Source organism: Variovorax sp. P1_G12 (genome assembly GCF_056405555.1).
Genome location: NZ_JBFUBW010000007.1, coordinates 59,614 through 84,458, shown reverse-complemented (window position 1 = coordinate 84,458; position 24,845 = coordinate 59,614). Strand labels below are relative to the sequence as shown.

The following is a 24,845-nucleotide window of genomic DNA, read 5'->3' as shown; positions in this document are numbered from 1 at the left end:
TCAGGCCTGCAGAAACAGTTTGTAAACCGGGTTGCCGGTCTCCTCGACGAAGGGATATCCGAGGGTGAGCAGAAAATCGTCGAAGGCCTGATGCTCGGCCGCAGGCACCTGCAGCCCGACCAGGATGCGCCCGTAGTCGGCGCCCTGGTTGCGGTAGTGGAACAGGCTGATGTTCCAGTTCGGCCGCAGCAGGCTCAGGAACTTCAACAGCGCCCCGGGCCGCTCGGGGAAGACAAAGCGCAGCAGCCGCTCTTCGTGCGCGAGCCCGGAGCGGCCGCCGACCATGTGGCGGATGTGCTCCTTCGCGAGTTCGTCGTGCGTGAGGTCGATGGCGCCGAAGCCGTGCGCCTCGAAAGTGTCGGCGATGGTCTTCGATTCGCCGCGCGTGGTCGTGGTCAGGCCGACGAACACGTGGGCCTCCTTCGAATCGCTGATGCGGTAGTTGAACTCGGTCACGTTGCGCGAGGCGCCCGGCAGCTGTCCGATCAGCTCGCAGAAGCGGCGGAAGCTGCCGCGCTCCTCGGGAATGGTCACGGCGAACAGCGCCTCGCGCTCCTCGCCGACCTCGGCCCGTTCGGCCACGAAGCGCAGCCGGTCGAAATTCATGTTGGCACCGCAGAGGATCGCGGCATAGGTCTCGCCGCGGGTGCCGCGGGCTTCGACATACTGCTTGATCGCCGCCACCGCGAGCGCACCGGCCGGCTCGACGATGCTGCGCGTGTCGATGAAGACGTCCTTGATGCCTGCGCAGACCGCGTCGGTGTCGACCGTGATGAATTCGTCCACCAGTTCGCTCGAGATGCGGAAGGTCTCCTCGCCGACCAGCTTGACCGCGGTGCCGTCGGAGAACAGGCCGACATCGGGCAGCGTCACGCGCTGGTGGGCGGCGACCGATTGAATCATCGCGTCCGAGTCGTTCATCTGCACGCCGATCACCTTGATCTCGGGTCGCACCGCCTTGATGTAGTTGGCCACGCCCGAGATCAGGCCGCCGCCGCCGATGGCGACGAACACCGCGTCAAGCCGGCCTTGGTGCTGGCGCAGCATCTCCATCGCGATCGTGCCCTGGCCGGCGATCACGTCCGGGTCGTCGAACGGGTGGACGAAGGTGAACCCATGCAGCTTCTGCTGTTCGAGCGCATAGCCGTAGGCGTCCGAATAGCTGTCGCCGTGCAGGTGCACCTCGCCGCCGAGCGCCCGCACGGCGTCGATCTTGAGCTGCGGCGTGGTCACCGGCATCACCACCACGGCCCGCGCCCCGAGCTTGTGGGCGCCCAGGGCGACGCCCTGTGCATGGTTGCCCGCCGACGCGCAGATCACGCCGCTCGCGAGCTGCTCGGCGCTCAGGTGCGCCATCTTGTTGTAGGCGCCGCGCAGCTTGAAGCTGAAGACCGGCTGCTGGTCTTCGCGCTTGAGCAGCACCGTGTTGCCCAGCCTGGCGCTCAGGGCGCGAGCGGGTTCGAGGGCCGATTCCACGGCCACGTCGTAGACGCGCGCGGTCAGGATCTTCTTGAGGTAGTCGGCGGGGGTGAGGGGCGCGGAAGATGAAGGCGTGGACATAGGGCCGCGATCATAGGCCTCGGCCACGTGCCGCACGGGGCCCAAGAAAAAAGCCCCGGGCCTTGCGGCTCGGGGCTAAATCCACCAATTGGGAGGGTGGAGGAGACAACCGGTGCACATGTGTCGATGTGCGATGAAATAAAGTATATCGGTTGATTGCTGCAATGCAACACGCGAGTTGCGCTTTTCGAACACTAAATCACGCTGCGGAGGGGTTTTGACCTCTGCCGCGGCTTCTGGAGGCCTGGAATCATGGAATGCACAGTGAGTTGGACCGGCAATGCCGGCACGCGGTCGGCGATGGGCTTCGTTGCCGAGACCGGAAGCGGCCATGTCCTGATGATGGACGGCGCGCAGGATGCCGCCAAGCCCGAGAACGGCGGCCAGAACCTGGCGGCCCGGCCGATGGAGACCGTGCTGGCCGGCACCGGTGGCTGCACCGCCTACGACGTGGTGCTGATCCTGAAGCGCGGGCGGCACCAGGTCGAGCGCTGCAGCGTCAAGCTGACCAGTGAGCGGGCCGAAAAGGATCCGAAAGTATTCACCAAGATCCACATGCACTTCACCGTGGCCGGCAAAGGCATCCCGGCCGCCGCGGTGGAGCGCGCGATCGCGCTGAGCCACGACACCTATTGCTCGGCCACCATCATGTTGGGCAAGACGGCCCAGATCACCACCAGCTTCGACCTCGTGGAACTGGGCTGAGGCACACGCGGCCGGCGCAGCCAGGCCTGTTGGGGAGACACCGCGGAACCGGCTTCGCCGGGCCGCTGGTGTTGCCCCCGGCAGGGGGTGGGCGGCTACACGAAGTGAGCCAACCTGGGGGCGAGCTAGACCCTATGGGCCACGGTGGTCATGACGCGGGACGCCATCCGCATGAGGGCCTTGGCGGGTGCCGGGAGCTCTCTGGCACCGGCGCTCCAGGCTTGTGCGGCATGGCGGGCTTCGTCGAGCTTCATCTGCTGGATCACCGCCCGGGAGGCGGTGTCGCCGGCCGGCAGGCGGTCGAGGTGACCATCCAGATGGGCCTCGACCTGGCGTTCGGTCTCCGCGACGAAGCCGAGGCTGGTCGCGTCGCCGAGCCGGCCCGCCAGCAGGCCCAGCCCGAAGGCGCCCAGGTACCAGACCGGATTCAGTACCGACGCATGGCTGCCCAGGTCGTCGAGCCGCTGCTGGGTCCAGGCCAGGTGGTCGGTTTCTTCGCGGGCGGCCTCGTTGAAATGCCGCCGCAGGGCGGGATCCCGTGTGACCGCTGCCTGCGCGGTATACAAGGCCTGCGCGCAAACCTCCCCCACATGGTTGACCCGCATCAGGGCGCCGGCTTCGTGCCGCTCGGCCTCGCTCAGCGAGCCCGGTGGCGTGGCGGGAGGGGGTGCCGTCCGCGTGGGATGCGGCTTGGCGAACATGGTGCGCAGCGCCGCGTCTGCCACTGCCAGGACGGAGTCAAGCGATCGGTTCATGACGCGATTGGAACCGATGTACGAAGTGTCACATGTTTCCGGTCGAAATTTTTGCATCGTGAGACGAGGAGGGGTGCGAGAGCTTTGTTGCACCGCTGCAACGAAACGCTGCGCCCGGCCGCGTTTTCGGGCGAATTGTTTTGCCCTGATGAAGCGGCTCTGGTGCAATAGCGACAACTTCCCAAAAGGAGGTTGGCCCGGGGTCCGGTGGGAGCACTAAGTGCCAGTCACAGTGAGCCCTTCGCACCGGAGCCCTATGTTTAACCTTGGAGAAACTTGCAATGAAAAAATCTCTAGTTGCCCTGGCTGCTCTGGCTGTTGCCGGTATTGCCTCGGCTCAGTCGTCCGTCACCCTGTTCGGTGTGGTCGACGCCACGATCAACGGCATCTCGAACAAGACGGACCAGCCGGTGTTCCTGGGCAACGTCAATGGCGTGCCCATCTTCGGCACCCAGAGCGTCACGACCAGCAAGACGCAGCTGACCAACTCGGGCTACAACTCCAGCCGTCTGGGCTTCCGTGGTACGGAAGACCTCGGTGGTGGCCTGGCTGCCAGCTTCTGGCTCGAAGCCGGCATGAACAACGATGACGGCACCGGTGCTGCAACCGGTGGCGGCCTGAACTTCAACCGTCGTTCGACCGTCAGCCTGTCCGGCGCCTTCGGTGAAGTCCGCCTCGGTCGTGACTACACCCCGACGTTCTGGAACGACACCGTGTTCGATCCGTTCGGCACCAACGGCGTGGGCACCAACCTGATCTCGACCGCCAACGGTTTCAGCAGCAACGGCGCCCGCACGGGTGGCTTCACCGCGAACCAAAACTACGTTCGCGCCAGCAACTCCGTCGGCTACTTCCTGCCGCCGAACCTGGGTGGTTTCTATGGCCAGGTGATGTACTCGTTCAACGAGAAGACCAGCTACGATCCGGCCGGCCTGACCCCTCCCGGCTCGCTGGCGGTCGTGAACAACCCCGCGCTGCTGCTCGTTCCTGGCAATGAGCGTGCTGGCCGCTACGGTGGTGGTCGCGTCGGCTACGCCAACGGTCCCCTGGACGTTGCTATCGCCTACGGCCAAAGCACCATCGCGTCGAACTACTACGCAGGCACCACGAACAACCTGAACACCTGGAACCTCGGTGCTTCGTACGACTTCGGCGTGGTCAAGGTGTTCGGTGAATACTCGAATGCCGAACTCAAGCAAGAGAGCGCGACGGGCTTCATCGCTGGTGTGACCAACCCGTTCGGCTGGCGTAACCCTGGCGCTGACGGCTGGCTGCTCGGCGCGACCGTTCCTGTCGGTCCTGGCCTGATCCGCATGTCGTACTCGGCTGTCAACTACCAGAACACCGGCACCCTGATCAACCCGGCCAATCCGTTCCTCGGTTTCAATAACGATGCCAAGTCGGACAAGTGGGCCCTGGGCTATGTGCACAACCTCTCGAAGCGTACGGCCCTGTACGCAACGGTGGCGTACATCAGCAACAAGGACGGTGCTGACCTGACGCTGGGCGGCCCGGCTTTCTTCTCGTCGAGCAGCACCATCGTTACCGGAATCCCGAAGAGCTCGACGGGCTACGACTTCGGTATCCGTCACGCTTTCTGATCTGAGGCTGGCGTAAGCCAGCATCGATCGAAAGTCTGAGAAGCCACTCGACGAAAGTCGAGTGGCTTTTTTCATTCCAGCAGTGCGCTGCGCACCCCCGGGGAACCCCCGCATGGGCACGCAGATTGCTCTGCTAGCATCGTTGAACACTTCGTTTGCTGAATGATTGCTTTCGTACTGCGCCGCCTGATCCAGGCCGTGATCGTCATGGTCGCGGTTGCCTTCTTCGCCTTCCTGCTCTTCCAGTACGTGGGTGATCCGGTCGTCTTCCTGCTGGGCCAGGATGCCAAGCCCGAGCAGGTTCGCGAGCTTCGCTCCGCCCTGGGGCTCGACAAGCCCTTCTTCGTGCAGTTCTGGCACTTCCTCGTCAACGCCGCGCAAGGCGAGTTCGGCCTCAGCCTGCGTCAGGGCGCCAAGGTCTCGCGCTTGATCGGCGAGCGCTTCCCGGCCACGCTGGAGCTGTCGTTGGTCGCGGCCGTCCTCGCTCTCGCGATCGGCATTCCGATGGGTGTCTACACCGCGCTCAAGCGCGGCAGCTTCATGAGCCAGGTGTTCATGACGCTGTCATTGCTCGGCGTCTCTCTGCCGACCTTCCTGATCGGCATCCTGCTGATCCTGGTGTTCGCGGTGCACCTGGCCTGGTTTCCGAGCTTCGGCCGCGGCGAGACGGTGCAACTGGGCTGGTGGAGCAGCGGCCTGCTGACGTCCGATGGCTGGATGCACATCGTGCTGCCGGCGATCACGCTGGCGATCTTCCAGCTCACACTGATCATGCGGCTGGTGCGCGCCGAAATGCTCGAGGTGCTGCGTGCCGACTACATCAAGTTCGCGCGCGCGCGGGGCCTGTCGGACCGCGCGATTCACTTCGGCCACGCGCTCAAGAACACGCTGGTGCCGGTGATGACCATTACCGGACTGCAATTGGGCGGGTTGATCGCCTTCTCGATCATCACCGAGTCGGTCTTCCAATGGCCCGGCATGGGGCTCTTGTTCATCCAGGCCGTGACCTTCGCCGACATCCCGGTGATGGCGGCCTACCTGTGCCTGATCGCATTGATCTTCGTGACGATCAATCTCGTGGTCGACCTGCTCTATTTCGTGGTCGACCCGCGGTTGCGGATCGGCAACGCCGGAGGTCACTAGATGTGCGAAGAAAATCGAAATGACTGAATCCCGACTCCAGGCGGCCGGCAGGCCCTTCGCGCACATCGCCCGTTTCTATCCGGAGCTGACCGCTTTCCGGCGCGATCTGCATGCGCATCCCGAACTCGGATTCGAGGAGATCTATACCGCGGGCCGTGTCCGGGAGGCCCTGAAGGCGTGCGGCGTGGACGAGATTCACACGGGCATCGGCAAGACCGGCCTGGTCGGCGTGATCCGTGGCCGCTCGACGGCCAGCGGCCGCATGATCGGCCTGCGGGCCGACATGGACGCCCTGCCGATGTGCGAGGACAACGACTTCGAATGGCGCTCGGCAAAGCACGGCCTGATGCACGGCTGCGGGCATGACGGCCACACCGCGATGCTGGTCGGCGCCGCGCGCTACCTGGCCGAGACCCGCAACTTCGACGGCACCGCGGTGCTCATCTTCCAGCCCGGCGAGGAGGGCTTCGCCGGCGCCCGCGTGATGATCGAGGACGGCCTGTTCGACCGCTTCCCGGTCGACTCGGTCTACGCGATGCACAATTGGCCCGGCATGCCGGCCGGCACGGTCGGCATCAATCGCGGCGCGATGATGGCGGCCGCCGACCGCATCACGATCGACGTCGAGGGCAAGGGCGGCCACGGCGCGCATGCCTACCTGACGGTCGACCCGGTGGTGGTCTCGGCGCACATCATCACGGCGGTGCAGAGCATCGTGTCGCGCAACGTGCGGCCGATCGACGCTGCGGTCGTCAGCATCTGCGCCGTGCAGGCGGGCGACCTCGGGGCGATGAGCGTGGTGCCGGGCAAGGCGACGCTGGTCGGCACGGTGCGCACCTTCAGCTCCCGTGTGCAGGAGCAGGTCGAGCGGCGGCTGTCGGAACTGTGCAGCGCGGTGGCCGCGGGCTTCGGCGCCACCGCCCAGGTGAGGTTCGAGCGCATCTATCCGGCCACCATCAACTCCGCGCCCGAGGCCGTGTTCGCGGGCGACGTCGCGCAGTCCCTGGTGGGTGCGCACAACGTCGAGCGCAACATGGAGCCGAGCATGGGCGCCGAGGACTTCTCCTTCATGTTGCAGAAGAAGTCCGGTGCCTACCTGCGCATCGGCCAGGACGCCCGGGGCGGCGCCTTCCTGCACAACAGCAAATACGATTTCAACGACGAGATCCTGCCGTTGGGCGCCGCCTTGCACGCGGGCCTGGTCGAGCAGGGCATGCCGCTGGCCGCCAAGGCCGGCAAAACAGGAACCAGGACCGTCTCGTCGACGGCATCCTGAGTCATTTCAACCCGAGGAGTGCTTCTCATGAGTCTGAAGAAAAGTGTGGTCGCGGCCGCGATCCTGTCCGTGCTGGCGACCGCGAGCCTGATGGCTGGCGCGCAAACCATTCGGATCGCGAACCAGGGCGATGCACTGTCGCTCGATCCGCACTCGCTCAACGAATCGCTGCAGCTCAGCGTGGCCGCCAACGTCTACGAGACGCTGACCGGGCGCAACAAGGACCTGAGCCTGGCGCCGCTGCTGGCGACGAGCTGGAAGCAGACCTCGCCGAACGTGTGGCGCTTCGAACTGCGCAAGGGGGTTCAATTCCACGACGGCACGCCGTTCACGGCGGACGACGTGGTCTTCAGCTTCGCACGCGCCAAGGGCGACGGCTCCGACATGAAGGCCACGCTGAGCGACATCAAGGAAGTGCGCAAGGTCGACAGCCATGCGGTCGAGATCGAGACCGCCGGCGCGTTCCCGATCCTGCCCGACGTGATCTCGCTGACCATGATCATGAGCAAGAAGTGGTGCGAGGAGAACGGCGCCGCCAAGCCGGTCGACAAGCGCAAGGGCATCGAGAACACGGCCTCGTTCAAGGCCAACGGCACCGGGCCCTTCCGCGTGCGCGAGCGCCAGCCCGACGTTCGCACCGTGTTCACCCGCAACGCCACCTACTGGGGCAAGATCGAGGGCAACGCGCAGGAAGTCATCTTCACGCCGATCGCCAATCCCGCGACCCGCGTCGCCGCCCTGGTGTCCGGCCAGGTCGACGTGATGGAACCGGTGCCGGTGCAGGACATCGCGCGCATCACGGCGAGCCCGAACGCGCGCGTGATCGCCGGCCCCGAGCTGCGCACGATCTTCCTGGGCATGGACCAGAAGCGCGACGAACTGCAGTACTCCAGCGTCAAGGGCAAGAACCCGTTCAAGGACAAGCGCGTGCGCCAGGCCTTCTACCAGGCGATCGATATCGTCGGCATCCAGAAGACCGTGATGCGCGGCGCCTCGCGCCCGACGGCCCTGCTGGTGGGCCCCGGCGTCAACGGCTGGACCGCCGAGCAGGACAAGCGCCCGTCCTACGATGTCGACGCCGCCAAGAAGCTGCTGACCGAAGCCGGCTACCCGAACGGCTTCGAGGTCACGATGAACTGTCCGAACGACCGCTACGTGAACGACGGCCAGATCTGCCAGAGCATCGCGTCGAACCTGGCGAAGATCGGCGTCAAGATCAATCTCGCAACCGAGACCAAGGGCACCTACTTCCCGAAGATCCTGCGCCGCGACACCAGCTTCTACATGCTCGGCTGGACCCCGACCACCTACGACGCACACAACGCGCTGTCGTCGTTGACCGCGTGCCCGGACGACAAGGGCACCGGGCAGTTCAATCTGGGCGCCTACTGCAATCCCAAGCTCGACGAGCTGACCAAGAAGATCCAGTCCGAGAGCGACAAGGGCAAGCGCAACGAGCTGATCAAGGAAGCGTTCGCGATCCATGCGGACGACGTCGGTCATCTGCCGCTGCACCAGCAGTCGCTGGCCTGGGGCGTGAGCAAGAAGGTCGAGCTGACGCAGTTGGCCGACAACTTCATGTACTTCAAGTGGATGAGCATCAAGCCTTAGTACATGAGCCCCCACGCTCCGTCACTGCGTGTACTCGCTGCCCCCCGAGGGGGCAGTCGCAGGCCGCCCGCCAGAGCGAAGCGCGGACTTCGCCGCGCTGGCGGCCCGGCGCCGGCCTGATCTCCTCTGGCCAATAGGCGCCTTCTTTCCGCTCCTCGATGAAAAAAACTCTAGCCCGCTGGCTCGACAGCGATGTCGGACACAGCTTCCGCAGTTCGCCGGTCGCGATGTTGGCCGCTGCGATCGCTTTCGCCTGTCTGTTCGCTGCGGTGTTCGCCGGTTGGGTGACGCCGCACAATCCCTTCGACCTCGCACTGCTCGAGCTCGGCGATGCGCGCCTGCCGCCGGCCTGGAGCGCGGAGGGCTCTTCCAAATACCTGCTGGGCACCGACGACCAGGGCCGCGACATTCTTTCGGCCGTGATCTACGGCGCACGCATCTCGCTCATCGTCGGCCTGGTGTCGGTGGTGCTCTCGGTCGTGGTCGGCGTGCTGCTCGGACTGCTCGCCGGCTTCTGGGGCGGCTGGCTCGATGCCTTCCTGATGCGCGTCTGCGATGTCATGCTGTCGTTCCCGCCGATCCTCATCGCCTTGCTGATGGCCGGCGTCGGTCGGGCGCTGTTTCCCGATGCGCCGACCTCGGTGGCCTTCGGCGTGCTGATCGTCGCGATCTCGATGACCGGCTGGGTGCAGTACGCGCGCACCGTGCGCGGCTCGACGCTGGTCGAGCGCAGCAAGGAATACGTGCAGGCGGCGCGCGTGACCGGTGTCTCGCCCTGGCGCATCATGGTGCGCCATGTGCTGCCGAACGTGATGGGTCCGGTGATGGTGCTGGCGACGATCCAGGTCGCGACCGCGATCATCACCGAAGCCACTCTGTCCTTTCTGGGCGTCGGCGTGCCGCCGACCTCGCCGTCGCTGGGCACGCTCATCCGCGTCGGCAACGACTACCTGTTCTCGGGTGAATGGTGGATCACGGTGTTCCCGGGCGCGATGCTGGTGCTGATCGCGCTCAGCGTGAACCTGCTCGGCGACTGGCTGCGCGATGCTTTGAACCCGCGTTTGCGCTGAAGGTGGAGCACCGCACATGAGTCTCTTGCAAGTCAAGAACCTGGTCGTCGAATTCCCGCACCGCCGCGGCACCCTGCGTGCGCTCGACGACATCTCCTTCGAGATCGCCCCGGGCGAGATCCTCGGCGTGGTGGGCGAGTCGGGCGCGGGAAAGTCGCTGACCGGCGCGGCCATCATCGGCCTGCTCGAACCGCCGGGCCGCGTGGCGGCGGGCGAGATCCTGCTCGAAGGCCAGCGCATCGACAACCTCGGCCACGAGGCGATGCGCCACATCCGCGGACGCAAGATCGGCGCGATCTTCCAGGACCCGCTGACTTCCCTGAACCCGCTGTACACGATCGGCCGGCAACTGATCGAAACCATCCGCACGCACCTGCCGGTGAGCGAGGACGAGGCGCGCCGGCGCGCCATCGGCCTCTTGCAGGACACCGGCATTCCGGCGGCGGCCCAGCGCATCGACCACTACCCGCACCAGTTCTCGGGCGGCATGCGCCAGCGCGTGGTGATCGCCCTGGCGCTGGCGGCCGAGCCGAAGCTGATCGTCGCCGACGAGCCGACCACGGCGCTCGATGTCTCGATCCAGGCCCAGATCATTCAACTGCTCAAGGGCATCTGCAAGGAGCGCGGCGCCGCTGTGATGCTGATCACGCACGACATGGGCGTGATCGCCGAAACCTGCGACCGCGTGGCCGTGATGTATGCGGGCCGGGTGGCCGAGATCGGGCCGGTACACGAAGTGATCCATCAGCCCGCCCATCCCTATACCTCGGGCCTGATGGCCGCCATTCCCGACATGTCGATGGACCGCGAACGGCTGAACCAGATCGACGGCGCGATGCCGCGCCTCAATGCGATTCCGCGCGGCTGCGCCTACAACCCGCGCTGCCCGCGCGTGTTCGACCATTGCCTGGTGGAGCGGCCCGACCTGTTCGACGCCGGCGCGACCCGCGCGGCCTGCTGGCTGCACGAGGTGCACAGCGCCTCGCCGGCTTACGGAGGTGCAGCATGAGCCGCCGGGCCGCTCCCAAGGCGAATACCGCAGCGCGCAGCGCGGAGGTGATCGAATGAGCCGCCGGGCCGCTCCCAAGGCGAATACCGTAGCGTGCAGCGCGGAGGTGATCGAATGACAGCATTGGTGCAGGCCCACGATCTGGCCAAGAACTTCGACGTCTCGCCGCCCTGGCTCAACCGGGTGCTCGAGCGCAAGCCCCGGGTGCTGCTGAAGGCGGTCGACGGCGTGAGCTTCTCGATCGAGCGCGGCAAGACGCTGGCGCTGGTCGGCGAGTCCGGCTGCGGCAAGAGCACGGTGGCGCGGCTGCTGGTCGGCCTGTACGAGCCGACGCGAGGCGGCATGCGCTTCGATGGCCAGGATGCGCACGCCGCGTTCAAGACCGCCGCAGGGCGCGTGCTGCGCCGGCGCATCCAGATGATCTTCCAGGATCCCTATGCGAGCCTCAACCCGCGCTGGATCGTCGAGGCGATCGTCGGCGAGCCGCTGCTCGAGCATGGTCTCCTGAAGGAGGGGCCGGCACTCAAGGCGCGCGTGGGCGAACTGCTGCAGTCGGTCGGCCTGAGCCCGCTCGACATGGTGAAGTACCCGCACCAGTTCTCGGGCGGCCAGCGGCAGCGGATCTCGATCGCGCGAGCGCTCGCCACCCAGCCCGAGTTCCTGGTCTGCGACGAGCCGACCTCGGCGCTCGACGTCAGCGTGCAGGCGCAGGTGCTCAACATCATGAAGGACCTGCAGCGCGAGCAGGGGCTGACCTACCTCTTCATCTCGCACAACCTCGCCGTGGTGCGGCATGTGGCCGACCAGGTCGGCGTGATGTACCTGGGGCGGCTGGTCGAGGTGGCGGACAAGCCGCAGCTCTTCGCGTCGCCGCAGCACCCCTACACCCGCATGCTGCTCGATGCGATCCCGCAGATGAAGCACACAGGCCGCCGGCGCACGCCGGTGCAGGGCGAGGTGCCGAACCCGTTGAACCCGCCCACCGGCTGTACCTTCCATCCGCGCTGTCCGCTGGCCAACGAGCGCTGCAAGGTGGAGCGGCCGCCGCTGCAGATGCTGCGCGGCGTCCAAGTAGCCTGCCACGCCGTGGAAGAAAACAGAGATTAGGCTCGCCCCCAGGTTGGGCTCACTGCGTGTAGCCCGCCCACCCCCTACCGGGGGCAACACCAGCGGCCCGGCAAAGCCGGTTCCGCGGTGTTTCACCAACGGGCCTGGCTGCGCCGGCCACAGCTATTGCTCTTCGCCCCAGGCGTAGCCGTCTCTTGCGATCATCGCGCTCGATGCGCTGGGGCCCCAGGTGCCGGCGGCGTAGGGTCGTGGCGCGCCATCCGAAGCCCAGCTGTCGATCAGCGGCTCGACCCAGCGCCAGGCCTCTTCCTGCTCGTCGCTGCGCACGAACAGGTTCAGCCGGCCGTCGATGACGTCGAGCAGCAGCCGTTCGTAGGCGCCCACGCGCTCGGTGCCGAAGCGCTTGTCGAAGTCGAGGTCGAGCTGCACCGGCGCGAGTTGCGGGCCGGCCTGCCGGTTGCCGTTGCGCTGGCGGTTGTCCTGGGCCTGGGCCAGCATATGGAGTTCGAGCCCGTCCTTGGGCTGCAGGTTGATCACCAGCTTGTTGACCGCGTTCGTGGGGGCGCGGTAGATCGCGTGCGGGGTCTCGCGGAAGTTGACCTCGATGCGCGCATCGCGCGAGGCCAGCCGCTTGCCGGTGCGGATGTAGAGCGGCACGCCGGCCCAGCGCCAGTTGGCGATCTCGGTGCGCAGCGCGACGAAGGTCTCGGTGCGGCTCTCGGGGTCGACGCCGGGCTCGTCGCGGTAGCCGGGCACCCGCTCACCGTAGGCCGTGCCGGCGACGTACTGGCCGCGGATCGCGTGCAGGCCGATGGATTCGGCGGTCCACGGTTTCAGCGCCCGCAGCACCTTGAGCTTCTCGTCGCGGATCGCATCGGCGTGGGCGTTGATCGGCGGCTCCATGCCGATCGCGCAGACCAGCTGCAGCGCATGGTTCTGCACCATGTCGCGCAGGGCACCGGTCTGGTCGTAGAAGGCACCGCGCTTTTCGACCCCGAGGTCTTCGGCGATCGTGATCTGGACGTTGGCGATGTACTCGCGGCGCCAGATCGGCTCGAACAGCGCATTGCCGAAACGCATCGCGAACAGGTTCTGCACCGAGGGCTTGCCGAGGTAGTGGTCGATGCGGAACACCTGCTGCTCGGACAGCACCTCGCGCACCGCCTTGTTGATCGCGCGGTTCGACGCCAGGTCGTGGCCCAGCGGCTTCTCGAGCACCAGCCGCGTCTGCGGGCCGTTGAGCCCGGCGGCGGCGATCTGCTCGACCACCTGCGTGAAGAGCCCCGGCGCGGTGGCCAGGTACATCACGACCGTGCCTGCGTTGCGCGTCTTGAGCAGCTCGGCGAGCCGGGCGTAGTCCTCGGGCTTCGACAGGTCCATGCGCAGGAAGTACAGCATCGAGGCGAACTTCTTGAACTCCTCGGGCGTCGGCCGCTTGGCGCCCTCGACCGCGGCGAAGCGTGACCGGATCAGCTCGCGGTAGGCGTCGTCGGTCAGCTCGTCGCGCGCCACCCCGATGATGCGTCCGCCCTCGGGCAGGCTGCCGTGGCGGAAGGCCTGGAACAGGGCCGGCATCAGCTTGCGCCACGCGAGGTCGCCAGTGCCGCCAAAGAGGACGAGGTCGAAACTCATGGATACATCCGTGTTGTTGAGGGAGTCGAGCATGAAGCTTGCCAGCGAATGGTACTTGTACCGATCGTTGCCATCCTCGCTCCAGGCTAAGCTCATATGAAACAGGGAGGACCTTATTACGCTTGAGCAGGGTCCTGATGAAGAGAATTTTCGTGATGTCCGCGGCGGCTGCGCTGCTGGGCGCTTCGGGCGCCGCGTCGGCCCAGACCGTCAACGTGATCTGCTCGGTGCAGGCCGAGTGGTGCAACATGATCGCCACGGTGTATGCGCGCACCACCGGCGTCAAGCTCAACATGGCGCTCAAGGGCTCGGGCGAGGCGCTGGCGCAACTGATCGCCGAGCGGGACAACCCCAAGACCGACGTCTGGTTCGGCGGCACCGGCGACCCGCACCTGCAGGCCGCCGAATCGGGCCTGACGCTCGAGTACAAGTCGCCCAGCCTGCCGCAGCTCTACCCGTGGGCCCAGCAGCAGGCCCAGCAGTCGGGCTACAAGACGGTCGGCATCTACTCCGGCCCGCTGGGCTTCGGCTACAACACCGAGCTGCTGAAGAAAAAGAAGCTGGCTGTGCCGCGCAGCTGGGCCGACCTGTTGAAGCCCGAGTACAAGGGCGACATCCAGGTGGCCAACCCGGCCTCCAGCGGTACCGCCTACACCATGATCGCGACGCTGGTGCAATTGATGGGCGAAGACAAGGCCTTCGACTACCTCAAGGGGCTGCACCGCAATGTCGGCCAGTACACGCGCTCGGGCACCGGCCCGATCAAGGCGGTGGCGCGCGGCGAGACCGCGGTGTCGATCAGCTTCGTCCACGACGCGCCACAGGAGAAGATGCAGGGCTTTCCGGTCGAGACCGTGACGCCGTCCGAAGGCACCGGGGCCGAGATCGGCTCGATGAGCATCGTGAAGGGCGCGCGCAACCTGGCCGAGGCCAAGAAGTTCTATGAGTGGGCGCTGACGCCGCAGGCCCAGACTTTCGGCGCCGCGGCCAAGCAGTTCCAGCTGCCGTCCAACAAGGCGACGCCGGTCGATGCCAACGTGCCGGACTTCAAGAAGATCAAGATGATCGACTACGACTACGCCAAGTACGGCGCCAGCACCGAACGCAAGCGGCTGATCGCGCGCTGGGAGAAGGACGTCAACTCGCTGCCGCGCTGACAGCATGCGGTCACGGCGCCCCAATGCCCCGGTCTGGGCCTGCATCGCGGCGGGGCTGCTGGGCTACCTTGTGCTGCCCTGGTATGCGATCCAGGACACCGGCTGGTGGGAGGCGATCCCGCAGGTCTTCGGCTCCGGCGAAGGCGCCAATGGCCTGATGCAGGCGCTGCTGCAGGGCCGCGGCTGGCTCTGGATCGGCCTCATCGGCCTCGGCATCTGTGGCCTCGGCGGCCTGTTGCAGGCCGGACGCACTCAGGGCCGGGTGCTGCTCGTGGGCGGCGCCGTGGGGGCCGTCGGACTGTCGCTCAGCGGCTTCCTGATCGGCGCCCGCGGCTGGAGCTTTCCCTTCCTCAACGCGCAACTCGGCGAACTGCCGGTCAACCAGTTCGGCATCGGCGCGGGCGGCTTCATCGCGCTCTCGGCGCTGATCCTGCTGGCCGCCTTCGGGCTGGCGCGGCTGGGATTCTTCAAGGGCGACCTGTTCGTGTCCGGCGCGGTGATCGGCTGCGGCGTGCTGATGGCGCTGTTCATTGCCTACCCCGTGAGCAAGGCGCTGGGCGGGGCCTTCCTCGACGAGGATGGCCGCGCGTCGATGGCGGCCTTCCTGGCGCGCATCGGCACCGAGCGCGTCTGGGGCCTGGGCTGCCTGGCGGGCGGCGTGCGCTGCGGCGTGGCCTGGAACACGCTGGTGCTGGCCCTGCTCACGGCCACCGGCACCACCTTCCTCGGCACCCTGATGGCGCTGATGGCCGAGCGCGGCAGCCGCCGCTGGCAGGGACCGCTGCGGGTGCTGGCGCTGCTGCCGATCATCACGCCGCCGTTCGTGGTCGGGCTCGGCCTGATCCTGCTGTTCGGGCGCGCCGGCGTCGTCAACCAGCTGCTCGAGAGCGCCTTCGGCATCGAGCCGACGCGCTGGTTCTACGGCATGCCGGGTGTGCTGGTGGCGCAGCTCTTCGCCTTCACGCCGATCGCCTTCATGATCATGCGCGGCGTGGTGCAGGGCGTCTCGCCGAGCCTCGAGGAAGCCGCGCAGATGCTGCGCGCCGACCGGCGCCGCGCTTTTTTCACGGTCACGCTGCCGCTGGTCAAGCCGGGGCTCGCGAACGCCTTCCTGGTCGGCTTCATCGAGAGCATCGCGGACTTCGGCAACCCGGTGGTGGTGGGCGGCCAGTTCTCGGTGCTGTCGACCGACATCTTCTTCGCCATCGTCGGCGCGCAGTACGACCAGGGCCGCGCTGCCTCGCTGGCCTGGGTGCTGACGATCTTCGCGCTCGGTGTCTTCGCGCTCCAGCGCGCGGTGCTCGGCAGGCAGAACTACACGACGGTCAGCGGCAAGGGCGACGCCGGCATCGCGATGGCGTTGCCCGACGGCGTGCGCCGCACCATCTACTGCGTCGCGCTGCCGTGGATCGCCTTCACCGTGGTGGTCTACCTGTTCGCCTTCGCGGGCGGCTTCGTCCAGACCTGGGGCCGCGACTACAGCTTCACGCTCAACCACTTCAAGACCGCGTTCGCACTCGAATGGGGACAGTTCGGTCTGGTGTGGGCCGGTACCGCCTGGAACTCGCTGATCACCACGGTCAAGCTGGCCGGCATCTCGGCGCCGCTGACCGCGGGGCTCGGCCTGCTGATCGCCTGGCTGCTGGCGCGCAACGAGTTCAAGGGGCAGGGCGCCTTCGAATTCGCGGCGCTGCTGGCCTTCGCCATTCCCGGCACCGTGCTGGGCGTGAGCTACATCCTCGCCTTCAACGTGCCGCCGCTGGAGCTCACCGGCACCGGTCTCATCATCGTGCTGTGCTTCATGTTCCGGAACCTGCCGGTCGGCGTGCGCGCCGGCACGGCGGCCTTCAAGCAGCTCGACCGTTCGCTCGACGAGGCCTCGCTGATGCTGCGCGCCTCGACCTCGCAGACGCTGTTCCAGGTGGTGCTGCCGCTCCTGAAGCCGGCGCTGGTGGCCGCGCTGGTCTACAGTTTCGTGCGCGCGATGACCACGGTGAGCGCGGTGATCTTCCTGGTCACGGCCGAGAACGAACTCGCCACCACCTACATCATCGGCCGCGTCGGCAACGGCGACTACGGTGTCGCGCTGGCCTACTGCACCGTGCTGATGATCCTGATGTCGATCGCGATCGCGGCGGTGCAGATGCTGGTGGGCGAGCGCAAGCTGGGGCGACGCAAGCAGGGTGCACCCAGCATCGTGGTCGCCGCACACTGAACACGGGAACACCTATGAGCCAAGGCATCGAACTGCGCAACGTCACCAAGCGCTACGGCAGCGACGCGCGCGCACCGCTGGCCGTCAAAGGCATCAGCTTCGAGGTGCCCGAGGGCACGCTGACCACCATCCTCGGGCCCTCGGGCTGCGGCAAGACGACCACGCTGCGCATGATCGCCGGGCTCGAGTCGCCGACCTCGGGCGCGATCCTGATGGGCGGCCGCGACGTCACCACGCTGGGGCCGGCCGAACGCAACGTCAGCATGATGTTCCAGAGCTATGCCCTGTTCCCGCACATGAACGTGATCGAGAACGTGGGCTATGGCCTGAAGATGAGCGGGGTGCGCAAGGCCGAGGCCGCGGCGCGCGCCCGCGAGGCGCTCCGGGGCGTCGGGCTGGTCGACTTCGACGAACGCCTGCCGAGCGAGCTGTCGGGCGGCCAGCAGCAGCGCGTGGCGCTGGCGCGCGCGCTGGTGCTCGAGCCGGCCGTGCTGCTGTTCGACGAGCCGCTCTCCAACCTCGACGCCCGCCTGCGCCGCGAGATGCGCGAGGAGATCCGCAGCCTGCAGCAGCGCCTGCGGTTGACCGTCGCCTACGTCACGCACGACCAGAGCGAGGCGCTCGCGGTCAGCGACCAGATCATCGTGATGGACCACGGCGTGATTGCGCAGCAGGGCACGCCCGAGCAGCTCTACGGCCATCCGTCGAGCGAATTCGTGGCCGGTTTCATGGGCGAGGCGATGGTGTTCCCGGCGCTCGCGCAGCCCGACGGCCGGGTCGAGCTGGGCCCCTTGACCCTGACGCCGCGCCACGACCTGCCGCCGGGCTTCGTCAAGGTCGCGGTGCGGCCCGAGGCCTGGGTGATCGGCGCCGCCATCGGCCTGCCCGCGACCCTGCGCAAGTCGGCCTACCTCGGCAGCTTTTACGAATATGCTTTCGACACCGCGCTGGGCCCGGTGTTCGTGGTGTCGAGCGACCTCGCGCGACCCCTGGCCGCCGGCGCGCAGACCACCCTGTCCCTCGCCAGCCATGGCGTTTCCGTCGTACCCGTGACCGCATGAATGTCGTTTTCGATCTTGGAGCCGTGCTCCTGAGCTGGGAGCCCGTGGCCCTGGTTCAAACCCAACTGGCGCCCCACGCCCCGACGGCGGACGCCGCGCACGCGCTGGCGCGGCAGATGTTCCATCACGAGGACTGGCTGGGCTTCGATCGCGGCACCCACAGCCTCGATGACGCCATCGGCCGCATGGCGCTGCGCCTCGCGCTGCCGGCCGACCGGCTCAGCGAGGTGCTGGCGCCGATGGGCGAGCGGCTCGAACCGATCGCGGTCACGGTGGAACTGCTGGCGGGGCTGCGGGGGCGCCGGGACGCGGGCGAGGACCTGCGGCTGTACTACCTGTCGAACATGCCCTCGCCCTATGCGCGGGTGCTGGAGTACCGCCATCCGTTCTTCCAGTGGTTCGACGGCGGCATCTTCTCGGGTGATGTGCGCATGATCAAGCCGCAGCGTGAAATCTACGAGCTGTTGGCGACGCGGTACCGGCTGGCGGCCCCGCAGACCGTCTTCATCGACGACTCGCCGGCCAACGTGCTGGCGGCGCGAGAGCTCGGCTGGACGGCCATCCATTGCGAGCGGCCGAGCGCCTTGCCGGCGCAGCTCGCCGCCTACCTGCCGCTCAGTTCGACCCTGTCGACGTCGAAGCCCAGCGTGCGGGCGTAGTCGAGTTCGGCCTGGAGCGCGGCGCCGTCGAGCCGAGGCTCGCGCGAGAGCACCCACAGGGACTGGCGGTTCGGCGTGCCGATCAGCGCCACCTGGTAGTCGCGATCGAGCTTCAGGATCCAGTAGTCGCCCCACACCAGCGGCAGCCAGCCGAGCCACTCGGGCGCGAAGCGCACCTCGAACCGGCCGGCGCCGGGCTGGCCGGCGACCGGCACCACGCGCGCAAACCCCACGGTTTCATCGACACGGCCGTTCGCCAGGATGCAGCGGTTGCGCACCTCCACGGTGCCGTCGGCCAGCGGGGTGTATTCGGCCGTCACGGGGCCGGTGCACCATGCCTCGAATCGGTTGGGCAGGCGTGCCTGCTCGTGCCACAGGCCGGCATAGCGCTTGAGGTCGACCGGGGCCACCACCTGGAGCGGTGCGCGCATCAGCGGCGCGCCGTCCGCCGGGCCGGCGATCGCCTCGACGCGCGCCGTACGGGTGCTGGAGAGTGCCAGCAGCGTCACGACGCCGCCGACGCAGAAGGCGGCCGCCAGGGTGCCGATCGAGGCGTTGTGGGCGCGACCGTCGAAAGCGGCCGGCGGTGGTGCAGGGTGGGCGCGAAATGACATGGGATTCCTCCGGGAGGCGACCAATCGAAACACGAGACTAGACGCCTGCGCGCCGGCGTCGCGTCAGCCAGGGACCACACGCCACGTAGTGCTGCGGCGGGATAATGGCCGCATGAACCAACTCGACGCCCTCCGCCAATGGACCACCGTGGTTGCAGACACCGGTGATTTCCGCCAGCTCGCCCAGTTCAAGCCACGGGACGCGACCACCAATCCGTCGCTGATCCTGAAGGCGGTCCAGAAGGCCGACTACCGTCCCTTGCTGGACGAGGTGGTGAAGAAGCACAAGGGCGCGCCGATCGACGAGGTGATCGACCGCCTGCTGGTGCGCTTCGGCACCGAGATCCTGTCGATCATCCCGGGCCGGGTGTCGACCGAGGTGGATGCGCGGCTGAGCTTCGACACGCAGGCCACCATCGCCCGCGCCGAGCGCATCGTGGCGCTCTATCGGGAGCAGGACATCGATGTCGGCCAGCGCGTGCTGATCAAGATCGCCTCCACCTGGGAAGGCATCGAGGCGGCTCGCCAGCTCGAGCAGAAGGGCATCCATTGCAACCTGACGCTGCTGTTCTCGTTCGCCCAGGCCGTGGCCTGCGGCGCGGCCGGGGTGCAACTGATCTCGCCTTTCGTCGGCCGGATCTACGACTGGCACAAGAAGTCGCAGGGCGGCCAATGGGACGAGGCCGCCAACGCCGGAGCCAACGATCCGGGCGTGAAATCGGTGCGCCAGATCTTCGACTACTACAAGAAGAACGGCATCGCGACCGAGGTGATGGGGGCCAGCTTCCGCAACGTCGGCCAGATCGCCGCACTGGCCGGCTGCGACCTGCTGACCATCAGCCCTGAGTTGCTGGCCGAGTTGGCCGCCGGCGAGGCGCCGCTCGCGCACGCGCTCGACGCCGAAGCGGCGAAACGCCTCGAGATTCCGAAGGTCGTGCTCGACGAGGCCGCCTTCCGCTACGCGTTGAACGAGGACGCGATGGCCACCGAGAAGCTGGCCGAAGGCATCCGCGCCTTCGCCGCCGACGCCGTGAAGCTCGAAAAACTGATGGAGGCGTGATGACACGCGTTCGCTGCGACCAGACGAAGGCCTGGGGTGCGCTGCAGGCACACTACGACGAAGCGGGCCGGCGCTTCACGCTGCGCGAGGCTTTCGCCGCCGACCCGAAGCGCTTCGAGACGCTGAGCCAGTCCGCGCCCTTCGTTTTCGCCGACCTGTCGAAGAACCTGGTCGATGCCCGGACCGAGGAACTGCTGCTGGCGCTGGCGCGCGAGTGCGGGCTCGAGGCGCACCGGGACGCGATGTTCGCGGGCCGGCACATCAACGTCACCGAAGACCGTGCGGTGCTCCACACCCTGCTCAGGCGGCCGCCTTCCGAACCGGCGACCGGGGCGCTGGCGGGCCCCTTCGGCGAGGTGCAGTCCACGCTGGCCGCGATGCTCGCCTATGCCGAGGAGGTTCGCGCCGACCACACGATCACCGACGTGGTCAACATCGGCATCGGCGGCTCCGACCTCGGGCCGCAGATGGCGGTGCTGGCGCTCGCGCAGTTCGCGGCGCCGGGCAAGCGCTTCCATTTCGTCTCGAATGTCGACGGCCATGAGCTGGCCGGCATCCTGCGCGGATTGGCGCCCGAGCACACGCTGTTCCTGATCGCCTCGAAGACCTTCACGACCGCGGAGACGATGACCAATGCGCAGTCGGCCCGGCGCTGGTTCGAGCAGTCGGGCGGCGTCGACGTGGCGCGTCACTTCGCCGCGCTCACGACCAACGTCGAAGCGGCGCGGGCCTTCGGCATCGAGACCACCTTCGGCTTCTGGGACTGGGTCGGTGGGCGCTATTCGCTGTGGTCGGCGATCGGGCTGCCGATCGCGCTGGCGATCGGGGCCGAGGGCTTTCGCGGCCTGCTGGCTGGCGCCCACGCGATGGACGAGCATTTCCGCACCGCGCCGCTGGCGCAGAACCTGCCCGTGCGCCTGGGCTTGCTCGACGCCTGGTATCGCAACTTCCACCGGTTCACGAGCCGCAGCATCGCGCCGTACCACAGCGCGCTCAAGCGCCTGCCGGCCTACCTGCAGCAACTCGAGATGGAAAGCAACGGCAAGCGGGTCGACATGGACGGTCGGCCGCTGGCCTTCGGCACTTCCCCGGTGCTCTGGGGCGAACCGGGCACCAATGGCCAGCACGCCTACTTCCAGATGCTGCACCAGGGCACCGACGTGACGCCGCTGGAGTTCATTGCGGTGCGCGACGCCGCGCACGACCTGCCGGGCCACCATGCCAAGCTGCTGGCCAATGCGCTGGCGCAGGCGCAGGCACTGATGGTCGGCCAGTCCGACGCCGGCGGCCACAAGGATTTTCCGGGCAACCGGCCCAGCACCTTCTTCGTCTTCGAGCAACTGACGCCGGAGTCGCTGGGCGCCTTCCTCGCGCTCTACGAGCATCGCGTGTTCAGCAGCGGCGCCCTGTGGGGCATCAACAGCTTCGACCAGTGGGGCGTCGAGCTCGGCAAGGTGCTGGCCAAGGACATCGAGCCGCGCCTGGCCTCGGGCGATGCCGCGGGCCTGGATGCCTCCACGGCCGGCCTGCTGGCGCGCCTGCGCCAGCGCGCATAAGCGTCATCGAGGATCGGTAGCCTCTGGCTATGATGACCACGGGATTTCCCCGTGGGGCTCATCAAGAGGAGTTGTTCATGAACTTTCAACAGGCCGTTCAGACCTGCTTTCGCAAGTACACCGACTTTTCCGGCCGGGCGAGCCGGCCCGAGTACTGGTGGTTCATCCTGGCCTATGTGGTCGTGGCCTTCGTCGGCGGCTTCATCCACGAGGTCGTCTACTACCTGGTGGTGCTGGTCTTCCTGCTGCCGCTGCTCGCGGCCGGCGCGCGCCGCCTGCATGACGTCGGCAGAAGCGCCTGGTTCCTGTTGCTCGGGCTGATCCCGGTGATCGGCACCCTGGTGCTGCTCTATTTCATGGTTCAACCGGGCCAGCCCGAATCGAACGCCTACGGGCCGCCCGTCGCGCCCGTGCCGGCCAGCGTCTGAGCCGTCAGCCGCCGGCGCCCACCAGCACCGCCTTCGGGCGGTAGCTGGCCGGAAACACCTTCTTCAGGTTGTCGACCTTCGGCAGATCGTTGATCGCGATGTAGGGGTGGTCGGGGTGGCGGGTCATGAAATCCTGGTGGTATGCCTCCGCCGGGTAGAAGGCCTTGAGCGGCTCGAGGGTGGTCGCGATCGGCTTGCCGAACACCTTGGCGCGGTCGAGCTGCGCGATGTAGCTTTTGGCGATGCGCGCCTGCTCGGGGTTGGCCGTGAAGATCGTCGAGCGGTATTGGGTGCCGGTATCGGGGCCCTGGCGATTCAGCTGCGTCGGATCGTGGGCCACCGAGAAGTAGATCTGCAGCAGTTGCGCGTAGCTGATCTGCTTCGGGTCGTAGCTGATGCGGACCGCCTCGGCATGGCCGGTGCGGCCCGATCCGACCTCGTCGTACCTGGCCGTCGAGGCCTGGCCGCCGGCATAACCCGATACCGCGCCGGTGACGCCCTTGACGTGCTGGAAGACGCCTTGAACGCCCCAGAAGCAGCCGCCCGCGATCACCGCGGACTCCACACTGGCGCCCGGCGCGGCGGGCGGGTCTTCGGCCGGTGGGGGGATCACCATGGCCGCCTCGGCCGCGAACGAGGGCGCGACGCGCCAGAGCGCCGCACCTGCGGCGAGTGCCAGCACGGCCAGCACGGGGCGTCGGGACAGCCTTGCGAACGGCGTGCCGCGTGGGTTCGCGGGTGTCGATGAGAGTGGGGTCATACCGGTGTTGCTCCTTGCATGAGGCCTGCTGCGGCGGCCGCAGCCGCTTGGGGCCGATCGATCGTACTCGCCCGCGAAATCCTGTGGGTCCGAGCGGGCGTGGGTTGGAACGCGCGGCTACTTCTTCATTTCGTCCTTGGCCATCCCATCCTTGGACATGCTGTCCTTGGCCATCGAATCCTTCTTCATGCCGTCCTTCTTCATGCTGTCCTTGGCCATGCCGTCCTTCGCCATCGAGTCCTTCTTCATGCCGTCCTTGCCCATGGCATCCTTCGACATCGCGTCCTTGCTCATGTCATCGGCGGCGAATGCCGAGGCGGAGCCGACGGCCATGAAAGCAGCGAGGAGCGTTGCGGTGAGCTTGTTCATTTCAGTGTCCTGGTGAGTTGAAGTTTCGAATGGGCACGGTTCAGGAGAACACGGCCGCGTGCTTTCAACAGCGCCGAGTCGGGATCGACTCAACTGCCGCCGAACCAGTTGTAGCCCTGGTCTTCCCAGTAGCCGCCGGGGTAGGTGTTGGTGACGAAGATCGCCTGGATGTGCTTCGGGTTCTTGTAGCCCAGCTTGGTGGGCATGCGCAGCTTCATCGGGAAGCCGTACTTCGGCGGCAGCGGCTGGCCGTCGTAGGTCAGCGTGAGCAGGGTCTGCGGGTGCAGCGCCGTGGGCATGTCGATGCTGGTGTAGTAGTCGTCAGCGCACTTGAATCCGACGTACTTCGCGCTCGTGTCGGCGCCGACCTTGCGCAGGAAATCGGCGAAGGGCACGCCGCCCCATTTGCCGATCGCACTCCAGCCCTCGACGCAGATGTGGCGCGTGACCTGGTCCTGCTGCGGCATCGCGCGCAGATCGTCCAGGGTCCAGCGGCGCTTGTCGGCGACCAGGCCGGTGACTTCGAGCCGGTAGCCGGCTTCGTCGACTTCGCGGACCTCGTCCTCGCCGTAGTAGGCGTTGAACGGAAACGGCCGTGTGATCATCGACTCCGGATAGGTCGGCGCCAGCCGGTTCGGATCGAACAGCCAGGCTTGCGCCGCATCGTTGAAGCGCGAGATCCGGGCCAGCGCCGCCTCGACCGCGGCGTTGTCGCTGATGCTGCAGCCGCTCAGCAGCGACAGGCCGCCCAGCGTCAGCGAGCGCTGCAGGAAGGCTCGCCGCGCGGGTTGCTCGATGCGGCGTCCGATCCGCTTGCGTGCCTCGGCCAGCACGGCGTCGCCGTCCACCTCGAGCAGGGTGGCGAGGGCGGGGCGCTTGAAGATCTTCATGCTGTCTCCTTGCCGTGGCCGCTCAGCATCGTGAGCAGCGTGCGCGGCACCAGCGCCACCATCACGAGGTGCACGGCGACGAACGCCACGAGCGCGGCCATCGCGAAGAAGTGAATGCGGCGGGCCGTCTCGTAGCCGCCCAGCAGCTCCCGCAGGCCCGGAAACTGGACCGATTTCCAGAGCACCAGGCCCGAGAGGACGAGCACCGTGATGTCGAGCATCACGAACAGGTAGGCCAGGCGCTGCACGTGGTTGTAGCGGCGCGGGTCGGCATGCGAGAGACGGCCGCGCAGGGCGGCGAGCAGGTCCTGCCAGAGGCCGGCCGGCGACAGCGGGAAGAACTTGGCGCGCAGCCGCCCGCTCGCCACGTTGAGCGCGAGATAGACCAGCCCGTTGATCGCCAGCAGCCACATCGCGGCGAAGTGCCATTGCAGCGCGCCGCCGAGCCAGCCGCCCAGCGTGATCGAGGCCGGTATCTCGAAGTCGAACAGCGGCGAGGCGTCGTAGATGCGCCAGCCGCTGGTGACCAGCACCAGCACCGCAAGGGCGTTGAGCCAATGCGTGATGCGCATCCACAGCGGATGGATCGGTGCGTGGCCGGCGGGCGGGAGTTCGCGTTGCATGGGGCGGATTGTTGGCCGTACCC

At 67.2% G+C, this 24,845-nt stretch carries 23 protein-coding genes; 15 read left to right on the top strand and 8 right to left on the bottom strand.

The genetic code is table 11. From position 1 onward, the window contains the following. Positions 1–1,560, bottom strand: coding sequence for a threonine ammonia-lyase, biosynthetic (ilvA, locus tag AC1D2O_RS10065; RefSeq protein ID WP_478090545.1), 1,560 nt, complete (start codon positions 1,558–1,560; stop codon positions 1–3). A 252-nt stretch (positions 1,561–1,812) separates the two neighbouring features. Between ilvA and AC1D2O_RS10060 the strand changes: the two genes are divergently transcribed. Continuing rightward, the gene (locus AC1D2O_RS10060) at positions 1,813–2,265 is read left to right on the top strand and encodes an OsmC family protein (RefSeq protein WP_478090546.1); all 453 of its coding nucleotides are present in this window, start codon (positions 1,813–1,815) and stop codon (positions 2,263–2,265) included. 125 nt (positions 2,266–2,390) lie between these two features. Here AC1D2O_RS10060 and coq7 read toward each other — a convergent pair whose 3' ends face one another. Then, positions 2,391–3,020, bottom strand: coding sequence for a 2-polyprenyl-3-methyl-6-methoxy-1,4-benzoquinone monooxygenase (coq7, locus tag AC1D2O_RS10055; protein ID WP_478090547.1), 630 nt, complete (start codon positions 3,018–3,020; stop codon positions 2,391–2,393). A gap of 281 nt (positions 3,021–3,301) precedes the next feature. On the opposite strand from coq7, the gene AC1D2O_RS10050 reads away from it, so the two are divergent. From AC1D2O_RS10050 to AC1D2O_RS10020, 7 genes are all read left to right on the top strand, one after another. Continuing rightward, a complete protein-coding gene (locus AC1D2O_RS10050; protein WP_478090548.1) occupies positions 3,302–4,621 on the top strand; it encodes a porin in 1,320 nt (439 codons plus the stop codon). A 162-nt stretch (positions 4,622–4,783) separates the two neighbouring features. Further along, positions 4,784–5,764, top strand: a complete 981-nt coding sequence (locus AC1D2O_RS10045; protein WP_478090549.1) for an ABC transporter permease — start codon at positions 4,784–4,786, stop codon at positions 5,762–5,764. A gap of 19 nt (positions 5,765–5,783) precedes the next feature. Then, a complete protein-coding gene (locus tag AC1D2O_RS10040; RefSeq protein WP_478090550.1) occupies positions 5,784–7,040 on the top strand; it encodes a M20 aminoacylase family protein in 1,257 nt (418 codons plus the stop codon). A 27-nt stretch (positions 7,041–7,067) separates the two neighbouring features. Next, complete coding sequence (locus AC1D2O_RS10035) at positions 7,068–8,651, top strand: ABC transporter substrate-binding protein (RefSeq protein WP_478090551.1); 1,584 nt, start codon at positions 7,068–7,070, stop codon at positions 8,649–8,651. A gap of 158 nt (positions 8,652–8,809) precedes the next feature. Beyond that, complete coding sequence (locus tag AC1D2O_RS10030; RefSeq protein WP_478156876.1) at positions 8,810–9,721, top strand: ABC transporter permease; 912 nt, start codon at positions 8,810–8,812, stop codon at positions 9,719–9,721. Between the two features lie 16 nt (positions 9,722–9,737). Then, a complete protein-coding gene (locus tag AC1D2O_RS10025) occupies positions 9,738–10,730 on the top strand; it encodes an ABC transporter ATP-binding protein (protein ID WP_478088000.1) in 993 nt (330 codons plus the stop codon). Positions 10,731–10,844: 114 nt separating this feature from the next. After that, positions 10,845–11,837 (top strand): ABC transporter ATP-binding protein, encoded by a 993-nt coding sequence (locus AC1D2O_RS10020; RefSeq protein WP_478156874.1) that lies wholly within the window; start codon positions 10,845–10,847, stop codon positions 11,835–11,837. 123 nt (positions 11,838–11,960) lie between these two features. On the opposite strand, the gene zwf is transcribed toward AC1D2O_RS10020, so the two are convergent. Further along, complete coding sequence (gene zwf / locus AC1D2O_RS10015) at positions 11,961–13,430, bottom strand: glucose-6-phosphate dehydrogenase (RefSeq protein ID WP_478087997.1); 1,470 nt, start codon at positions 13,428–13,430, stop codon at positions 11,961–11,963. Positions 13,431–13,567: 137 nt separating this feature from the next. Between zwf and AC1D2O_RS10010 the strand changes: the two genes are divergently transcribed. The 4 genes from AC1D2O_RS10010 to AC1D2O_RS09995 are packed head-to-tail and all read left to right on the top strand — an operon-like array spanning position 13,568 to position 18,522. Then, complete coding sequence (locus AC1D2O_RS10010; RefSeq protein WP_478087995.1) at positions 13,568–14,587, top strand: ABC transporter substrate-binding protein; 1,020 nt, start codon at positions 13,568–13,570, stop codon at positions 14,585–14,587. A gap of 4 nt (positions 14,588–14,591) precedes the next feature. Next, positions 14,592–16,802 carry an ABC transporter permease gene (locus tag AC1D2O_RS10005; RefSeq protein WP_478156872.1) on the top strand — a complete coding sequence of 737 codons (2,211 nt, stop codon included), beginning with the start codon at positions 14,592–14,594 and terminating at the stop codon, positions 16,800–16,802. 14 nt (positions 16,803–16,816) lie between these two features. Beyond that, the gene (locus AC1D2O_RS10000; protein WP_478087991.1) at positions 16,817–17,863 is read left to right on the top strand and encodes an ABC transporter ATP-binding protein; all 1,047 of its coding nucleotides are present in this window, start codon (positions 16,817–16,819) and stop codon (positions 17,861–17,863) included. Further along, positions 17,860–18,522, top strand: a complete 663-nt coding sequence (locus AC1D2O_RS09995) for an HAD family hydrolase (RefSeq protein WP_478156870.1) — start codon at positions 17,860–17,862, stop codon at positions 18,520–18,522. Before AC1D2O_RS10000 ends, AC1D2O_RS09995 begins: the two co-directional genes overlap by 4 nt. On the opposite strand, the gene AC1D2O_RS09990 is transcribed toward AC1D2O_RS09995, so the two are convergent. Then, the gene (locus AC1D2O_RS09990) at positions 18,468–19,136 is read right to left on the bottom strand and encodes a lipocalin family protein (protein WP_478087987.1); all 669 of its coding nucleotides are present in this window, start codon (positions 19,134–19,136) and stop codon (positions 18,468–18,470) included. The two genes, AC1D2O_RS09995 and AC1D2O_RS09990, sit on opposite strands and share 55 nt — an antisense overlap. A gap of 112 nt (positions 19,137–19,248) precedes the next feature. Between AC1D2O_RS09990 and tal the strand changes: the two genes are divergently transcribed. The 3 genes from tal to AC1D2O_RS09975 all read left to right on the top strand — a co-directional run bounded on the left by tal (position 19,249) and on the right by AC1D2O_RS09975 (position 22,180). Further along, the gene (gene tal, locus AC1D2O_RS09985) at positions 19,249–20,196 is read left to right on the top strand and encodes a transaldolase (RefSeq protein WP_478156868.1); all 948 of its coding nucleotides are present in this window, start codon (positions 19,249–19,251) and stop codon (positions 20,194–20,196) included. Next, a complete protein-coding gene (gene pgi / locus AC1D2O_RS09980; protein ID WP_478156866.1) occupies positions 20,196–21,752 on the top strand; it encodes a glucose-6-phosphate isomerase in 1,557 nt (518 codons plus the stop codon). Before tal ends, pgi begins: the two co-directional genes overlap by 1 nt. 77 nt (positions 21,753–21,829) lie before the next feature. Further along, complete coding sequence (locus tag AC1D2O_RS09975; RefSeq protein ID WP_478087982.1) at positions 21,830–22,180, top strand: DUF805 domain-containing protein; 351 nt, start codon at positions 21,830–21,832, stop codon at positions 22,178–22,180. 4 nt (positions 22,181–22,184) lie between these two features. Here the strand turns inward: AC1D2O_RS09975 and msrA are convergent, their stop codons facing one another. The 4 genes from msrA to AC1D2O_RS09955 all read right to left on the bottom strand — a co-directional run bounded on the left by msrA (position 22,185) and on the right by AC1D2O_RS09955 (position 24,822). Beyond that, positions 22,185–22,940: a peptide-methionine (S)-S-oxide reductase MsrA gene (gene msrA, locus AC1D2O_RS09970; protein WP_478087980.1), complete on the bottom strand. Its 756-nt coding sequence runs from the start codon at positions 22,938–22,940 to the stop codon at positions 22,185–22,187. A 117-nt stretch (positions 22,941–23,057) separates the two neighbouring features. Further along, positions 23,058–23,309: a pentapeptide MXKDX repeat protein gene (locus tag AC1D2O_RS09965; protein WP_478087978.1), complete on the bottom strand. Its 252-nt coding sequence runs from the start codon at positions 23,307–23,309 to the stop codon at positions 23,058–23,060. Positions 23,310–23,398: 89 nt separating this feature from the next. Then, positions 23,399–24,199, bottom strand: coding sequence for a molybdopterin-binding protein (locus AC1D2O_RS09960; protein ID WP_478087976.1), 801 nt, complete (start codon positions 24,197–24,199; stop codon positions 23,399–23,401). Beyond that, positions 24,196–24,822: a cytochrome b/b6 domain-containing protein gene (locus AC1D2O_RS09955; RefSeq protein ID WP_478087974.1), complete on the bottom strand. Its 627-nt coding sequence runs from the start codon at positions 24,820–24,822 to the stop codon at positions 24,196–24,198. The genes AC1D2O_RS09960 and AC1D2O_RS09955 overlap by 4 nt, the downstream gene beginning before the upstream one ends. Positions 24,823–24,845 lie beyond the last annotated feature (23 nt).

Excerpts from the sequence above, each read along its gene's own strand:
- AC1D2O_RS10010 (WP_478087995.1), top strand. The coding sequence starts at position 13,568 with ATGAAGAGAATTTTCGTGATGTCCGCGGCGGCTGCGCTGCTGGGCGCT.
- AC1D2O_RS10030 (WP_478156876.1), top strand. The coding sequence starts at position 8,810 with ATGAAAAAAACTCTAGCCCGCTGGCTCGACAGCGATGTCGGACACAGC.
- AC1D2O_RS10050 (WP_478090548.1), top strand. The coding sequence starts at position 3,302 with ATGAAAAAATCTCTAGTTGCCCTGGCTGCTCTGGCTGTTGCCGGTATT.
- AC1D2O_RS09995 (WP_478156870.1), top strand. The coding sequence starts at position 17,860 with ATGAATGTCGTTTTCGATCTTGGAGCCGTGCTCCTGAGCTGGGAGCCC.
- AC1D2O_RS10025 (WP_478088000.1), top strand. The coding sequence starts at position 9,738 with ATGAGTCTCTTGCAAGTCAAGAACCTGGTCGTCGAATTCCCGCACCGC.
- AC1D2O_RS10060 (WP_478090546.1), top strand. The coding sequence starts at position 1,813 with ATGGAATGCACAGTGAGTTGGACCGGCAATGCCGGCACGCGGTCGGCG.
- msrA (WP_478087980.1), bottom strand. The coding sequence starts at position 22,940 with ATGACCCCACTCTCATCGACACCCGCGAACCCACGCGGCACGCCGTTC.
- AC1D2O_RS10020 (WP_478156874.1), top strand. The coding sequence starts at position 10,845 with ATGACAGCATTGGTGCAGGCCCACGATCTGGCCAAGAACTTCGACGTC.
- AC1D2O_RS09975 (WP_478087982.1), top strand. The coding sequence starts at position 21,830 with ATGAACTTTCAACAGGCCGTTCAGACCTGCTTTCGCAAGTACACCGAC.
- AC1D2O_RS10000 (WP_478087991.1), top strand. The coding sequence starts at position 16,817 with ATGAGCCAAGGCATCGAACTGCGCAACGTCACCAAGCGCTACGGCAGC.
- AC1D2O_RS09955 (WP_478087974.1), bottom strand. The coding sequence starts at position 24,822 with ATGCAACGCGAACTCCCGCCCGCCGGCCACGCACCGATCCATCCGCTG.
- zwf (WP_478087997.1), bottom strand. The coding sequence starts at position 13,430 with ATGAGTTTCGACCTCGTCCTCTTTGGCGGCACTGGCGACCTCGCGTGG.
- AC1D2O_RS09990 (WP_478087987.1), bottom strand. The coding sequence starts at position 19,136 with ATGTCATTTCGCGCCCACCCTGCACCACCGCCGGCCGCTTTCGACGGT.
- tal (WP_478156868.1), top strand. The coding sequence starts at position 19,249 with ATGAACCAACTCGACGCCCTCCGCCAATGGACCACCGTGGTTGCAGAC.
- ilvA (WP_478090545.1), bottom strand. The coding sequence starts at position 1,560 with ATGTCCACGCCTTCATCTTCCGCGCCCCTCACCCCCGCCGACTACCTC.
- AC1D2O_RS10035 (WP_478090551.1), top strand. The coding sequence starts at position 7,068 with ATGAGTCTGAAGAAAAGTGTGGTCGCGGCCGCGATCCTGTCCGTGCTG.
- AC1D2O_RS10040 (WP_478090550.1), top strand. The coding sequence starts at position 5,784 with ATGACTGAATCCCGACTCCAGGCGGCCGGCAGGCCCTTCGCGCACATC.
- pgi (WP_478156866.1), top strand. The coding sequence starts at position 20,196 with ATGACACGCGTTCGCTGCGACCAGACGAAGGCCTGGGGTGCGCTGCAG.
- AC1D2O_RS09960 (WP_478087976.1), bottom strand. The coding sequence starts at position 24,199 with ATGAAGATCTTCAAGCGCCCCGCCCTCGCCACCCTGCTCGAGGTGGAC.
- AC1D2O_RS10045 (WP_478090549.1), top strand. The coding sequence starts at position 4,784 with ATGATTGCTTTCGTACTGCGCCGCCTGATCCAGGCCGTGATCGTCATG.
- coq7 (WP_478090547.1), bottom strand. The coding sequence starts at position 3,020 with ATGAACCGATCGCTTGACTCCGTCCTGGCAGTGGCAGACGCGGCGCTG.
- AC1D2O_RS10005 (WP_478156872.1), top strand. The coding sequence starts at position 14,592 with ATGCGGTCACGGCGCCCCAATGCCCCGGTCTGGGCCTGCATCGCGGCG.
- AC1D2O_RS09965 (WP_478087978.1), bottom strand. The coding sequence starts at position 23,309 with ATGAACAAGCTCACCGCAACGCTCCTCGCTGCTTTCATGGCCGTCGGC.